14 protein-coding genes are annotated in these 14581 nt (G+C 38.2%); 2 read left to right on the top strand and 12 right to left on the bottom strand.

What is annotated here, in order from left to right:
• Positions 1-10 precede the first annotated feature (10 nt).
• From recO to rpoZ, 9 genes are all read right to left on the bottom strand, one after another.
• Positions 11-757 carry a DNA repair protein RecO gene (recO, locus tag ACFIN0_RS01900; RefSeq protein WP_375610149.1) on the bottom strand — a complete coding sequence of 249 codons (747 nt, stop codon included), beginning with the start codon at positions 755-757 and terminating at the stop codon, positions 11-13.
• A 25-nt stretch (positions 758-782) separates the two neighbouring features.
• On the bottom strand, positions 783-1688 hold the full coding sequence (gene era, locus ACFIN0_RS01895) for a GTPase Era (protein ID WP_375701797.1): 906 nt from the start codon (positions 1686-1688) through the stop codon (positions 783-785).
• Complete coding sequence (gene rnc, locus ACFIN0_RS01890) at positions 1681-2388, bottom strand: ribonuclease III (protein ID WP_375606306.1); 708 nt, start codon at positions 2386-2388, stop codon at positions 1681-1683. Before rnc ends, era begins: the two co-directional genes overlap by 8 nt.
• Positions 2369-3181 (bottom strand): signal peptidase I, encoded by an 813-nt coding sequence (lepB, locus tag ACFIN0_RS01885; protein WP_375701796.1) that lies wholly within the window; start codon positions 3179-3181, stop codon positions 2369-2371. Before lepB ends, rnc begins: the two co-directional genes overlap by 20 nt.
• A gap of 78 nt (positions 3182-3259) precedes the next feature.
• Positions 3260-3661, bottom strand: coding sequence for a holo-ACP synthase (gene acpS / locus ACFIN0_RS01880; protein ID WP_375606308.1), 402 nt, complete (start codon positions 3659-3661; stop codon positions 3260-3262).
• 20 nt (positions 3662-3681) lie between these two features.
• Positions 3682-4272, bottom strand: a complete 591-nt coding sequence (locus ACFIN0_RS01875; protein ID WP_375606309.1) for a DUF2062 domain-containing protein — start codon at positions 4270-4272, stop codon at positions 3682-3684.
• 91 nt (positions 4273-4363) lie between these two features.
• Positions 4364-4942 (bottom strand): orotate phosphoribosyltransferase, encoded by a 579-nt coding sequence (gene pyrE, locus ACFIN0_RS01870; RefSeq protein ID WP_375606473.1) that lies wholly within the window; start codon positions 4940-4942, stop codon positions 4364-4366.
• Positions 4943-4958: 16 nt separating this feature from the next.
• Positions 4959-7181, bottom strand: a complete 2223-nt coding sequence (locus ACFIN0_RS01865; protein ID WP_375606310.1) for a RelA/SpoT family protein — start codon at positions 7179-7181, stop codon at positions 4959-4961.
• Positions 7182-7308: 127 nt separating this feature from the next.
• On the bottom strand, positions 7309-7707 hold the full coding sequence (gene rpoZ / locus ACFIN0_RS01860; RefSeq protein WP_273791104.1) for a DNA-directed RNA polymerase subunit omega: 399 nt from the start codon (positions 7705-7707) through the stop codon (positions 7309-7311).
• Between the two features lie 570 nt (positions 7708-8277).
• Between rpoZ and ACFIN0_RS01855 the strand changes: the two genes are divergently transcribed.
• Positions 8278-8946, top strand: a complete 669-nt coding sequence (locus tag ACFIN0_RS01855) for a uracil-DNA glycosylase (protein ID WP_375606474.1) — start codon at positions 8278-8280, stop codon at positions 8944-8946.
• A gap of 48 nt (positions 8947-8994) precedes the next feature.
• On the opposite strand, the gene smpB is transcribed toward ACFIN0_RS01855, so the two are convergent.
• Together smpB and dapA are read right to left on the bottom strand one after the other, a co-directional pair.
• Positions 8995-9471 (bottom strand): SsrA-binding protein SmpB, encoded by a 477-nt coding sequence (smpB, locus tag ACFIN0_RS01850; protein ID WP_012231306.1) that lies wholly within the window; start codon positions 9469-9471, stop codon positions 8995-8997.
• An 18-nt stretch (positions 9472-9489) separates the two neighbouring features.
• Positions 9490-10374, bottom strand: coding sequence for a 4-hydroxy-tetrahydrodipicolinate synthase (gene dapA / locus ACFIN0_RS01845; RefSeq protein WP_375701795.1), 885 nt, complete (start codon positions 10372-10374; stop codon positions 9490-9492).
• A 253-nt stretch (positions 10375-10627) separates the two neighbouring features.
• On the opposite strand from dapA, the gene ACFIN0_RS01840 reads away from it, so the two are divergent.
• Positions 10628-12721, top strand: coding sequence for a lytic transglycosylase domain-containing protein (locus ACFIN0_RS01840; protein WP_375701794.1), 2094 nt, complete (start codon positions 10628-10630; stop codon positions 12719-12721).
• Between the two features lie 1015 nt (positions 12722-13736).
• Here ACFIN0_RS01840 and ACFIN0_RS01835 read toward each other — a convergent pair.
• On the bottom strand, positions 13737-14507 hold the full coding sequence (locus tag ACFIN0_RS01835) for an energy transducer TonB (protein ID WP_375701793.1): 771 nt from the start codon (positions 14505-14507) through the stop codon (positions 13737-13739).
• Between the last annotated feature and the right edge of the window lie 74 nt (positions 14508-14581).

Here is a 14581-nt window from a genome sequence, read left to right as displayed (position 1 = left end):
TATCATCAGATCAACAAATTAATGCCTGTACACCAAATTGGCGCTCAAACAATTGTATCAAATTCATGCGCACTGACGGCTGCTTTATATCTCGTGGCTCCCAGACATGACGCATAAGAAAAAAACCCGTCAGTATAAAACCATTTATTATGTCACTAAAATCAGCAGGACGAGTCATTCTTTGTACAAGAAACTGTGGTAGAATGAGAAGCTTTTTTTTCCAAGGTTCTCCTGCTTCTTCACAGACAGCCCGACCAGATTTTGGTGATACGTAATGAAGCCTTTCCTGACGACCTGTTGCAGCACAACAAGATAAATCAAGACCAAAACCAAGTTCTTCAAGAAGCCGCATTTCAAAACGTACAAGCAATTCTGCATTGATAAATGGTTCATCAAAATTCTGCATAAAAAGGTGTAAAATATCATATAAAATGGGGTGCGGATCACGTTCGGGAAGAAGCCGCAAATGAAAAGCTATCAATTGCAAAGCATAAAGTGCTTCTGGTAGACAGATTAATCGTGCCGCATGTAAATCAAGAGCTTCAAGCCGAAAAAGTCCCAAATGTTCGTCTAAACGAGCCCACCATTCAGCCTCCACAAAATTTCCAGGTTGAAGAAGAGCAGCCATGCGACGCGAGCGCCCCCCTTTTACCACTCCCATATAACGACCATGTTCACGTGTCATAATCTCAAGAATAACACTTGTTTCACCATATTGGCGTGTACCAAGTATAACGGCTTGTTCTTTCCACTTCATTTTACTTTAATTATTTTTAAAAATCTTATTTTAAAAAATCCAATCCCATTTCACGATAACGTTCTGGATCGGTATCCCAATTATCGCGCACTTTCACAAAGAGAAAAAGATGAACCTTTTGATCCATAATTTCCATGAGTTCTTTACGTGCTGCTTGACCAATCGCTTTAATTGTATCGCCTTTTGCTCCTAAGACAATTTTTTTCTGACTCTCACGCTCGACATAAATAACTTGATTAATTTTAACGGAACCATCTGAACGCTCTTCCCAGTTTTCTGTTTCAACCGTTGAGGAATAAGGAAGTTCATCATGAAGACGAAGAAAAAGTTTTTCACGCGTAATTTCAGCAGCAAGATGACGCATGGGCATATCAGAAATTTGATCTTCTGGATAATACCATGGCCCTTCCTGCATCATGTTACTCAGCGCATCAAGTAAATCCTTGCAACCAGAACCGTTTAGAGCAGAAATCATAAATGTTTGCGCAAACTTTACACGTTCATTTATTTTAGTGGTTAACGCTAGAAGAGATGATTTAACAACTGTATCAACCTTATTAAGAACAAGAACTTTTTCTTGTTTCATATTGTTCACAATATCTAACATCATATCAACTTCATCCGAAAGACCACTTTGAGCGTCAATTAAAACAAGCAGAACATCAGCGCTCTTAGCCCCTCCCCAAGCAGCAGAGACCATGGCTCGTTCTAAGCGCTTATGGGGACGAAAAACACCCGGTGTATCGACCAACACAATTTGCACATCATCATGAATGACAATACCGCGGATTAAAGTTCGTGTTGTTTGTACTTTATGTGTTACAATTGAAACCTTTGTTCCAACCAATTGATTAACCAGTGTCGATTTACCGGCATTAGGCATCCCAATAAGCACAACAAATCCAGAACGCGTTTTCATAACGTCACTCATGATCATTTTTTCCCACTGTTTTCCATACACCCTCTCGTCGCAAAATTTTTTCAGCTGCCATTCTTTCAGCATATCTTTTGGAGCTTCCCTGCCCAATCTCTGAAGCAAAACCAGCAATATTTACCTCTACCATAAAAACAGGATCGTGATCTGGACCTGAACGTTTTATAACCTGATAATGTGGTTGTGCATTGCCTTGGATATGCGCCCATTCCTGTAATTCTGTCTTGGCATCACGTCGACCAGCATCCATTTTCTTTGCCCGACTTTGCCAATATTTTTGAATAAAAGGGCGAACGCTTTCCAATCCTCCATCGAGATATATCACAGCAATTAAAGCTTCCACGACATCTGCATGCATATTGATGAGTCGACGCTCTTCGAAATTTTTCATCTCAAAACCAACGTGGATCATGTCAGGAAGCTTCATTTCGCGCGCAATATCAGCACATGTCTGTGCATTGACCAAATGATTCAAACGGACTGATAATTCACCTTCACTTGCCTGAGGAAAAAGTTGATACAGCATTTCTGCAATCAAAAGCCCTAAAACCCGATCCCCTAGAAATTCTAGCCGTTCATAATTTCCTTGTTCCGAATCTTGTACACTCGAGTGTGTTAATGCCTTCTTTAATCTCTCTTCATCTTTAAAACGATGTCCCGTCAGCTTGACAAGCTGATCAATCATTAGACGTTTCATCGTTGTTTCCTTGCTTGATAAGCGGCAAATCATGAACCGTATTTATGAAAGAAAACAAACGCTTCCAACGCACATCAAATGGCCAACGCCAAATCTGCCAAGCACTTGAACCATTACTGATAGAAAAGAAAATCACGCTCGCGCGACCAATAAGATTTTCTTCTGGAACATAGCCTACATCCAAACGACTATCATCTGAATTGTCGCGGTTATCTCCCATCATAAAATAATGTCCTTGAGGAACTTCAAAGACTTCTGTATCGTCAACTTTGGGGATGAAAGCTAAATCAAGTGTATCATAGCTAACACCGTTAGGCATTGTCTCGCGATAAACCTCAACAGGATAGTTCACTTCTGTTATATCAGAATTATCAATCTCCCCCATAAAGTAACGTGAAACAGCCTCATCATTAATATAAAGGACACTTTGACGGACTTGTATACGATCACCTGGTAGCCCAACGACGCGTTTTATATAATCAATCTTCGGATTACTTGGTAAGCGAAAAACGACCACATCTCCACGTTGAGGTTGAGATGCCCAAATCCGTCCAGAAAAAAGAGGAGGAGAAAAGGGGATGGAAAAACGAGAATACCCATATGCATACTTAGAAACAAACAGATAATCTCCCACCAACAAAGTAGGACGCATTGAACCGGAAGGAATACTAAACGGCTGGAAAAAAAGTGTCCGAATAAACGCTGCTAAAAGCAAAGCCTGTATTAAAACAGAAATAAATTCAAGAAGCCCACCTTTTTTTTCTTTTTTATGCACTTTATCTTTTGGGATCATCACCAACTGCCTTCTCATCACAGATATAATTTTTTCATCATAATATTCAAATAACAAAAGCACAATCTCTCACGCCATCTATCCACGTGGAAGTGCTTCGATAATAATAAATGCCTGTGCCCAAGGAAAATCATCTGTTATGCTAAGATGAATAACTGCATCATGATGAGGAGGTAATAACTTTTGAAGTTGCATTTGCGCACGATTTGTTAATTGCATTATTGGTTTACCAGATGGCAAATTAACTACCCCCATGTCTTTCCAATTGATACCACAAGCGATTCCCGTTCCTAAGGCTTTAGCACATGCTTCTTTCGCAGCAAATCTTTTTGCATAGGAAGAGGAGCTTTTTTTGAGATTTTCAGATCTATTTCTTTCAATATCCGTAAAAATCCGTTGGATAAAACGCTCACCATAACGAACCAACATTTTCTCAATACGTCGTATATCAACCAGATCATTTCCAAGACCAATAATCATAAGATATTACCCGATCTTTCTTACGATGAGCGCTTCTTTAAACGCCTTTTTTTTATAATCTTTTGATATCGCTTTTGTTTAAAACGAACCGTTGCTCTGTAAACACCTATATAAGATAAACCACCAAAAACAATACCTAAAAGAGTTCCCCCTAAAATCATAGGACTCATAATTGTGTCCCATGCGCCTTTAAAGAGGAGAGAGAGATTTGACAATGTCAAACCATTAAATAGAGCACGAATTTGCGAAAGAGAAATCTCTTTGACATCGCTAAAAAGTGATAAACAAAAATACCCTACTTTATAATCAGCCATGACAATCAATAAAAATGTGAGTGGATTAGAAAAAATCGTCCCAATGATTGCGGCAGCAAAGTTTGCACGCAAAAGCCAAGAAAAAAATATTGCCAAAATAATATGCAGCCCAAAGAAAGGGGAACACGCTAAAAAAACGCCAACAGCAACCCCTAATGCTACTTCATGCGGTGTTGCTGATATACGCAAAATACGTTTATGTATGTAGCAAAATGAGCGAGAAAATGAACGACGTGGCCATAACCAAAGTCGAATACGCGTTACAAAATCTATTGGTTCTCGACGACGAAAAAGCATATGACTCTCAATATACATCTTTTGATGATGAAATAATCTATATCATCCAAATTAATCTTTTTAAGCTTTTGCACAAAAAATAGAACGACAATTAAATATTTCGACTGCCTGGTTTAATCGCGGGAAGAACAGAAAGATCTGCAGGAAGTGCATCACTAGCATAAGAGGTTATCTCGTATTCAGCAAGCGCAATCAATGGAACTCCAACATTGACCTTACCACCAGAACGATCAAGGATACATGCACTGGCCAATACCTCTGCTCCTGCTGCAACAAGTGCTTCAACAGTCTCTCGAATGGAAAGACCCGTTGTTACAATATCTTCAACAATAACAACCCGTGCACCTTTCTTGATTTCAAAACGACGCAATTCAAAGATGCCATTTACACGCTCTACCCAAAGAGAAGGAACACCAAGGTGACGTGAAGTCTCATAGGAAGGGATAAGACCGCCAATTGCGGGACCAACGACATAATCAATTGATTCCTTGATAGATTCTTTTATTTTTTCAGCCAATCCACGACAGAGCTTTTCCGTCAAATTAGCATGCATGAATACTTTCGCCTTTTGCATATAAGTCGCACTATGGCGCCCCGATGTTAAAATAAAATGCCCTTCTAGAATAGCATCTGCTTGTTTAAAAATATCAATGACATCTTGTGTATTCATTGCAAAATCTTTCTTTTTATCCATGAACCCGCCGTACTGTACTTACTGAACCTGCCTTTTTTAACTGAGAAAAAATACGATTCAAATGTTTTAAATCCCACACTTCCAAATCAATCATAATTTCTGTAAAATCTGGTGCTGTACGGATAAAAGATAAATTTTGGATATTGGCATCGTTAGCAGAAATTATTTGTGTAATTTCAGCCAAAGAACCAGGACTATTTACAACTAAAATATTCATCCGTGCAGGAAAACGTTCATTCATTTGGGCATCAATATCCCAGCGGACATCAATCCATCGTTCTGGCTGATCATCATACGCCATCAAAGCTGAAGATTGTATTGGATAAATAACAATTCCAGCCCCTGGCTGCATAATACCAACAATCCGATCTCCAGGCACAGCTCCTTCTGGTGAAAAGCGTACAGGAATATCTCCACGAGTTCCTCGAATAGGTAATGCTTTAGATTGATGATTTTCAACCATTGTATCCTTTTCATTTTCTGGAACTTTAAAAATCATCCCTTGAGCATTTTCAATATTAAACCACCCTTCTTCCCCAGGCTTAAAAGAGGGCTTTTGTACGACACGCTCTTGATAATCAGGATAAACTGCTTTAATCACATCAGCGGAAAACAGCTCTCCACGCCCAACAGCAGCCAATACATCCTCTACATCTTTACGTGCTAAACGTGGCAAAACTTTCTTCAAAAGGTCTTTTGAAAATTGCTTTCCCATATATTCAAATGAACGCTCGAGAATACGATATCCTAAACCCGAATATTGTTTACGTACTGCTGCACGACTTGCTCGTCGAATAGCTGAACGTGCTTTACCTGTGACAACAAGAAATTCCCATGCTGCTGGCGGAATTTGAGCGTGTGAGCGAATAATATCAACCTCATCACCATTTTTTAATTTGGTCATTAAAGGCATAATACGACCATTGATTTTTACACCTACACAAGAATCACCGATATCTGTATGGACGGCATAAGCAAAATCAATAGGCGTAGCTCCTTTAGGAAAAGCAATTAATCGACCTTTCGGCGTAAAACAAAAAACTTGGTCTTGAAAAAGCTCAAGTTTTGTATGTTCTAAAAACTCTTCTGGATTATCTCCATCAGACAAAGATTGTATCGTTTGACGCAACCATGCATAGGCATTCGTTTCACTTGATAACTTCACAGTCGAATAATTGGAACCGTGCTCTTTATATATGGAATGAGCAGCAACCCCATATTCAGCAACTTCATCCATAGCAGCCGTTCTAATTTGCAACTCAACACGTTGTCTTGAAGGACCAACAATTGTTGTATGAATAGAACGATAATCATTTTGCTTTGGTATAGAGATATAATCTTTAAAACGACCAGGAACCATTGGCCATGTCGTATGAATGACACCAAGAGCACGATAACAATCATTCACGGACTCAACAATCACACGAAATCCAAAAATATCCGATAATTGTTCAAAAGATAATGCTTTACTTTCCATTTTGCGAAAGACTGAATAAGATTTTTTCTGACGGCTTTTAACATCTGCTTTAATGCCATGCTCGAAAAAAAGTTTTGTCAATTCATTTTCAATTGTGGAAAGCAAATCACGGTTGTGTTTCAATAATTCAGAAAGTCGATTGGTAATCGTACGATAACCTTCTGGATTTAAATAAAAGAAAGAGAGATCCTCTAACTCCTCACGCATATCCTGCATACCCATACGGCCTGCAAGTGGCGCATAGATATCCATCGTCTCCTCAGCAATTCGCCGACGTTTATCATCACGCATAACACCAAGGGTACGCATATTATGAAGACGATCAGCAAGTTTGACTAAAAGAACACGAACATCATCAGAAATAGCAATAAGAAGTTTACGAAGATTTTCTGCTTGTACGGCTTTCTTTGATACAAGATCAAGCTTATTAAGCTTTGTAAGCCCTTCAACCAACTTTCCAATTTCAGAACCAAAAATCTGATCAATTTCTGCTCGTGTAGCGCTTGTATCTTCAATTGTATCATGCAAAAGAGCAACAGCAATCGTTGCCTCGTCCAACCGCATATCTGTCAAAATAGCAGCAACTTCTAAAGGATGAGAAAAATAAAGATCACCTGATGCACGCTTTTGATGTGCATGCTTTTTCATTGCATAATCATAGGCCCTGTTTAAAAGAGCCTCATCTACGTCAGACTTGTAACGTTGAACACGTCCAACAAGCTCACACTGACGCATCATACGAGCATATCCTTTATCTTTTCACACCTCTAATCTTTATTGAACATGTCCTATCAAAAAAGACAAGAAAAATAATTGCTCCTTACATGACAAGGTATCTTTACTCCTGTAACATAAATTGCTGCAATTAGTAATCGTCACTTTTTTCTGGAACAACCAAACCTTCAATACCCGCTAAAAGCTCTTCTTCTGACATATGATCAAATGAAGTACCTTCTTCTTGCGACGACGTATTAAAAACACTTTCAGCTTCACCTGAATGGGTAATAAATTCACTTGCCATTTCTGGCTCATCTACTTCCACATGTTTTTGCAGCGAATGAATAAGGTCTTCCTTTAAATCAGCAGGCGACAATGTTTCTTCTGCTATTTCACGTAAAGCAACAACTGGATTTTTATCATTATCGCGATCAACCGTAATCTGCGCCCCTTGTGAAATCTGACGCGCCCGATGACCTGCTAAAAGTACCAACTCAAAGCGGTTATCAACTTTATCAATACAATCTTCTACTGTTACGCGGGCCATTTATGCCTCTTTCTTAAAGATTAAAAAACTTCATAGTGGGTATAGAGTATATACAATAATCAAAATAAAACACAAGAAAAACAACACAAACTTTTATATTTTTTAATTAAAGAACTTATTAAAAAAAAATCTTGGAAAATTTATAAAAATGTATAACCTATTCATGCTCGTTATCAAAATTTCTTTTAAAAGCATTCCAATAGATTGACTTCAAACAAAGGGAGATCTTTCTTGACAGAATACTTGTCTGGAGTCCTTATCCTTTTAAAAGGAATACCTGCTGTTTAAACCCTTTGCAATAACAGCAGCCTTATACATACTTTTTATGATAATATCTTTATCTAAAGAGAGAACTTTTTTCTTTGAACATCATGTGTATTGCACTCTTATTCATCGAATAAATTACTGAAAGATGACCTATCCTTACACAATAATGAGCAATAAGTTTATATTAAACTTTCTTCTAAAAAAGTTTATTTATATTCATTATAGATTGTTTATCAAACCATAACCCGTCATATACGCTATAAAAGACTCAAAAAAATAGAAAAACGATTAATGCCTAACACCATGAATAGCCAATTAACATCGCTTTGCCCAGAACCACCCCCAAATTGCAATTTATGTCCTAGGCTTCATCAATTTATCGCTGGCTGGCGTGTAAAAGAACCAAGTTGGTATAATGCACCGGTGCGCCCATTCTTTCCTTATAAAGGGCCAGACACAACACGCCTTCTTATTGTTGGGCTTGCCCCTGGATTACGCGGAGCAAATCGAACTGGACGTCCATTTACTGGTGATTATGCTGGGCACTTACTTTATTCAACTTTAAAAAAGTTTGGTTTTGCCCAAGGAACCTTTGAAGAAAGAGCAGACGATACTCTTGAACTTATTGATGCAGCAATTGTTAACTCTGTTCGTTGTGTTCCACCAGAAAATAAACCCACCGGTGCAGAAATTAACACGTGCCGCTATTTCTTCTCTCCTCTTTTAACAAATCTTCCCAAACTTAAAGCCGTTATTACCTTAGGCACCATTGCGCACCATTCAACAATACGTGCCCTTAATGCAAAAGTTTTAGCTCACCCTTTTGGACATGGCGAAATCAATAATATCGGTAGATTACGCATCTTTTCAAGCTATCACTGTTCTCGTTATAATACGAATACTGGCCGCTTAACAGACGCTATGTTTCACCAAATTTTTCAAGCAGTAAAAACATACTTAGATCAATGCTAAAACTGTTTTAAATAGCGCTATAAATAAAGGATATCTAAATCGCATCCGTCATCCATATCTTTTTAAAAGTCTTGCTTTTTCACGTCCCCAATCGCGTTTTTTTTCCGTTTCGCGCTTATCATGAAGCTTTTTCCCTCGCGCTAGAGCGATCTCCAACTTAACGCGCCCTCGTTCATTAAAATAAAGTTTGAGAGGAACAAGTGTCATTCCTTCACGAGACGTTGCATTAAAAAAACGTGCCATCTCACGTTTTGAAAGTAATAATTTGCGCAAACGTCGTGGTTCATGATTAAAACGATTAGCCTGCGTATATTCAGGAATATAGCTGTTTACTAACCATAATTCCCCATTCTCAAAACTCGCATAGCTTTCAGCAATATTAGCATGATTGGAACGTAAGGACTTCACTTCCGCTCCCTGAAGGACAAGACCAGCCTCGAGATTATTAAGGATTTCAAAATTAAAACGTGCTTTACGATTGTCAGCAATTATTTTCCGTACGGGCGCGTTCTTTTTTTTATTCATGACTTTTTCAATATCATTTTATGCTTTTAAAAGACCAGCATGGCTGAGGGCTACATCAATAACCTTCTTTGTGCTCTCTGTTAATGGAACAATCGGAGAACGTACAGTCTCACCACAAAGCCCCAATTTTGTAGCAGCATATTTAATCCCTGCTGGGCTAGGTTCAATAAACACAGCACGATTGAGAGGCATGAGGCGATCATTTAATTCTCGTGCTGTTTTATAATCACCACGAAAACACGCAGCTTGAAGCTCTGCACAAAGCTTTGGAACAACATTCGAGGAAACCGAAATACACCCCATACCTCCATGTGCATTAAATCCTAACGCTGTACAATCATCACCGGAAAGCTGCATAAAATCCTTGCCACACTTTTCACGTTGCTCACTAACGCGCTCAATTCTGCTCGTCGCATCCTTAACACCAACGATATTTTTAAAATCTTGATAAAGATCTCTCATCGTTTCCACGGCCATATCGATAATAGAACGACCAGGGATATTATAAATTATAATCGGAATAGAAACAGCTTTGGCAATAGAAGAAAAATGCTTGTATAAACCAGATTGATTTGGTTTGTTGTAATAAGGAGTGACAACCAAAACTGCATCTGCACCAGCCTTTTCTGCATATTGTGCAAGCTCTATAGCCTCACTTGTGCTATTTGATCCCGCTCCCGCAATAACAGGAACACGCTTTGCGACCTGCTTGACACACAATTCTATAATTCGCCTATGTTCTTCATGACTTAAAGTTGCTGATTCACCTGTTGTCCCAACAGGGCTTACACCATTAATCCCTTGTGTAATCTGCCATTCAACAAAATCACAAAATGCCTTCTCATCAATTGCGCCCTTGTTATCAAACGGGGTGATAAGCGCAGTTATAGCTCCCTTGAGCATGATAAACTCCCTATAATGTTTGCTTTTATTTTTTTATAATCGCCTTTTATAAATTTTAAATAGAGCATAATCTTGCTCTATCATTGAAGCAAGATGAATTTCAAAAAAAGCCCTCATAAGATGAAAATGGACCTCCTTAAATGTTGAACATTTCTTTAAAACAAACCGTCTATATTAACGCGTTTTTCACGCTTGTGTTCTAAAAAACCTTAAGTTTTTTTTACAAAAAGCAAGGTCTCAAGGTCTTTTCTCTATGCGTGTATTTTCCACCTCTCTTTTCGTATCAACCTTTACTGCACTTATACTGGCAATAAGAATTTTATTTTCAAGTGCACTTGCACAAACACCGCTTTTACATGGGAAAGTACCAATCCCTTCGACACGTCCTACCCCCATTGCCATAAAACAAGAAGCTCAAGAACCTCTTCAACAGAGACACACGACATCGCACAATACTTCGACACTCAAACAACTAAAAGCTGGATTAGATGCACTAGCAAACAACAATATTGCAAAAACAATAAATCTTCGTAATTCAATGGAAAAACATAGCCTTGATCGTTATATTTTGACATGGGCGCTAGGACTATCAAAGCAAAATAATATACCAAGCTCTGAAATATCTAATGCAATTAACATGCTAAAAGGATGGCCTGGTATAGAAACGATGCAACGCAATGCTGAACGTGCTTTTCTTAACGAAACCAATATCACACACGCCATTATCCAAAAATTTTCTCATCATCCCCCCCTTACAGCACAAGGCATGGCTCTCTTTGCTAAAGCACTCATTGCAACGGGACAAATCACCCGTGCTCAACACATTATTGCACCATGGTGGCATAAAACACGGCTTAATGCACAAGAAGAAGTATTTGTTCTTAAAAATGCAAGTGCTGCCTTAAAACCTATTGATCATTTAAAACGCATGCAGTTTATGTTGTATGCACATCGTTTTGATTCAGCGGCACGCGTTGCAAAATTAGCCCATGCTCAATCTCTTTTTGATGCTTTTGTGGCGGTTGAAAAAAATGATCCTAGCGCAACACAAAAATTAAAAGCTTTAGAAAGAGTATGGAAAAAAGATCCTCTCTTCCAGTTTGCTCGAATGCGCCATCTGCGGCGAACAGAACAATATGATGCAGCCGCAACACTCATGATGAAAACATCACAAGATGCATTCCATCTTATGAACCCTCAATCATTGTGGAAAGAGCAACGCGCCCTTTCTCGTGAAATGCTTGATTTAAACAAACCCCAAATAGCTTATCAACTCGTTGCAAGGCACACCGGTATGACATCTGCATTAGCCGTCGATGCTGAATTTCACGCAGGATGGTATGCACTACGGTTTCTTCATAACCCTAAGTTGGCAATGCAACATTTTTCACGCATTCCTCAACTCTCCTCTTTACCTTTTGCTGCATCACGTGGATATTACTGGATGGGACGAACAGCAGAAACGCTAGGAGAACATAAAAATGCCCAGCTGTACTTTCATCGCGCCGCTCATTTTGGCGCAACGTATTATGGTCAATTAGCCGCTGCGCGACTCAACCAAAAAAAAATTAATATCTCTTTTCCTAAACCAACAATCGCTGAGCGACAACATTTTAGTGCACGAAAAGCGATCAAAGCAATTCAACGTCTTGAAGAAGCTGGATATGCTGAGTTTGCTAAAGTTTTTTATAGAGAACTCGGAAAAAAAATAGAAAGCCCCGGTGAATTAGCTCTTCTGGCTGTTATGGCAGAAAAAAATGGTGACTATTATACCAGCCTCAGAATCGGAAAAATGGCTGCTTTCCTAGGAAAAAATGTCGGAGCACTCTCTCATCCTCTGGGAGCTATACCAGACTCTGCTCATATTTCTGTAGAAGAAAAATCGCTTATCTATGCCATTGCACACAAAGAAAGCGAATTTAATCCAACAGCCATATCACAAGCAGGTGCACAAGGGATACTCCAATTGCTTCCTACAACTGCAGAAGCACTAGCAAAAAAATACTCAATCGCATGGTCTCCTAAAAGATTTAGCAGTGATGCGCGTTATAATGTGACATTAGGCACCCATTTTCTCAATGAACAATTGGAACGTTTTAATGGATCCTATATACTAACTCTTATTGGCTATAATGCAGGCCCCCGCCGTGTCAATGAATGGATCAAGCGCTATGGCGATCCTCGAGGACAACCTCTCGATAACGTCATCGATTGGATTGAACGTATCCCTTATACAGAAACACGGAATTACGTGATGTGTGTCATGGAAAATTACGGTGTTTACAAAGCGAGACTCACTGGGAAAATAGATATAAAAACCGACTTGCTTTCTGGTCGACGGAAATAATATGCCTGAACTTCCCAAGTAGCATTTGAAAGGGTTCATAAGAAGTGTTTTTATTCCTTTTTAAATAGTACCCACATACCAACCTTCTTAGGACGTATAAGAAAGTAATTTTAATTGATTCAGTATTCATAAATTCGAAATGAGAAAACCCTATACTATTTGGGTCTTTTATTTCAAATACAAAATGATGAATTATCATTATAAATCAACAGGTAGTACAAATAATTCATTTCTTCTCAACATAGATGACAATATCATAGAGATTACAAATATAAGAGAAGAGTAAAACAAATAGCTCATCCTTTTACTGTTGCTTATTAGTCAATATTCAAATCTTGTGAAACAGCTTATTTTAAGACTATTTTTTCTGCTTACAATATTTCTATACCCAATAGGGGCGCATTATTGTGTATATCGTTTAGATTATCTCTGATAACAGAAAGAGAGACTCATTGAGTTAGAAAGCCTTAAAGACAAATAATTCTCTTCTGCCCCTTCCCTTTTCATTCGGTTTTACGACTTTTAAATATGTCAATATCTTTTAATAATGAAGATGAATCTTTGCTTTTTTCTCATTTTTACATATAAGCTCACATCCTTTACACAAAACAGAGCATCCCCAAATAGTATGTTTTTCTTATTTATATTATTGTTTTATTTTAATGTTTCTAAGTCCATTTCACAACGGTGTATCTGAAAAGTACTTACGAAAATCTTCTCACGAATGGTATAAAAATCGATTAGACCTTTAATTAATAAAAGCTATAGCTCTATCATCCCTTAACTCTCAATGTTGCAAAAGCCCTTTCATTTAGAGCACTCATAAGAAGTATGTTCACTGCTTTTTAGAAGTTTTTTGTCCATGCTCCTCCTCAACTTGTATCATAAGTAAGCGGATGGTTTTGATTGATTCAACATCAAAAAAATTCGAATAAATTATATTTGAACTTTCATCAAAATTATAAACAATCATTATAAATCAATATATTATAAGAAAATCGCCCCGTATAAAAAATCAGCTAAATATTAGGGATACTCTAATTGTTTTATTCACTTTTGATGGTGGTGGTGGTGGAAAAGAACCAACACGTCGAAGAGCTGCCATCGCTAATCGATCAAGCTCCGGATCACCAGCAGAGACTGCTACACGACTAGAAAAAATACTCCCCTGCTCATGCACCATAAATTCTAACTTCACCGTTCCTTTTGTACGATTGGTGCGCTGTCCCACAATATAATTTTTTTGCCTTTCTAATTGTGATTGTACCTTTGCTAACCACTCCATTAACAACATATCTTCAAGCCCTGCTGTACCGCCGCCCTTGTTGATGGAAGAAGAACGTACCGCCTTTGCATTGGAGCGCTTTACTACAGCCTTTGGCATCGATATTGTTTTTTTGATAAACGCTTTATGCTCCACTTTTTGAGGTAGGGGTTCTTCCAAAGGCTTTAAGTCATCTTGTTCTACTATATGCTGAGGTTCTTCCGATTGAACTTCATCCACGGATTCCAATCCTTCTGACTCCTGCTCTAGGAGATCAGACTGTAATACTTCTTGCTCTGTATTAATATCCGACTCTCTATGAATATCTGGCAAGTCTGTATCAACATCCGGATATACAGTTTCTTGCACAAAAGTCAGCATAATCTCCGATGAGAGCAAGCCATTACTTATACCAGTACTTTGAAAATAAAACTGTGCTGCCAATAATACATGCAAAAAGAAAGCCCCAATAAATGCACCAATCCAAAGAGTTAATAATTGTTTCGTATTTGCAAAATTCATCGTTTATTCTGCCACTATTTTAAGCTTAATATTGGTGTTCAATCTCATTAAAACAGGCTATTTTGAAATTGCAA

It is taken from the genome of Bartonella sp. AA89HNZF (assembly GCF_042196905.1).
Taxonomy (GTDB): domain Bacteria; phylum Pseudomonadota; class Alphaproteobacteria; order Rhizobiales; family Rhizobiaceae; genus Bartonella.
The sequence above is the reverse complement of the archived record's forward strand: the minus strand, read 5'-3'. Positions and strand labels throughout refer to the sequence as shown.

Bases quoted from the DNA above. Each gene is read 5' to 3' on its own strand.
- recO (WP_375610149.1), bottom strand. From the start codon at position 757: ATGAAGTGGAAAGAACAAGCCGTTATACTTGGTACACGCCAATATGGT.
- ACFIN0_RS01865 (WP_375606310.1), bottom strand. From the start codon at position 7,181: ATGATGCGTCAGTGTGAGCTTGTTGGACGTGTTCAACGTTACAAGTCT.
- rnc (WP_375606306.1), bottom strand. From the start codon at position 2,388: ATGAAACGTCTAATGATTGATCAGCTTGTCAAGCTGACGGGACATCGT.
- pyrE (WP_375606473.1), bottom strand. From the start codon at position 4,942: ATGAATACACAAGATGTCATTGATATTTTTAAACAAGCAGATGCTATT.
- dapA (WP_375701795.1), bottom strand. From the start codon at position 10,374: ATGCTCAAGGGAGCTATAACTGCGCTTATCACCCCGTTTGATAACAAG.
- ACFIN0_RS01855 (WP_375606474.1), top strand. From the start codon at position 8,278: ATGAATAGCCAATTAACATCGCTTTGCCCAGAACCACCCCCAAATTGC.
- lepB (WP_375701796.1), bottom strand. From the start codon at position 3,181: ATGATCCCAAAAGATAAAGTGCATAAAAAAGAAAAAAAAGGTGGGCTT.
- ACFIN0_RS01875 (WP_375606309.1), bottom strand. From the start codon at position 4,272: ATGCTTTTTCGTCGTCGAGAACCAATAGATTTTGTAACGCGTATTCGA.
- ACFIN0_RS01840 (WP_375701794.1), top strand. From the start codon at position 10,628: ATGCGTGTATTTTCCACCTCTCTTTTCGTATCAACCTTTACTGCACTT.
- era (WP_375701797.1), bottom strand. From the start codon at position 1,688: ATGAGTGACGTTATGAAAACGCGTTCTGGATTTGTTGTGCTTATTGGG.
- ACFIN0_RS01835 (WP_375701793.1), bottom strand. From the start codon at position 14,507: ATGAATTTTGCAAATACGAAACAATTATTAACTCTTTGGATTGGTGCA.
- acpS (WP_375606308.1), bottom strand. From the start codon at position 3,661: ATGATTATTGGTCTTGGAAATGATCTGGTTGATATACGACGTATTGAG.
- smpB (WP_012231306.1), bottom strand. From the start codon at position 9,471: ATGAATAAAAAAAAGAACGCGCCCGTACGGAAAATAATTGCTGACAAT.
- rpoZ (WP_273791104.1), bottom strand. From the start codon at position 7,707: ATGGCCCGCGTAACAGTAGAAGATTGTATTGATAAAGTTGATAACCGC.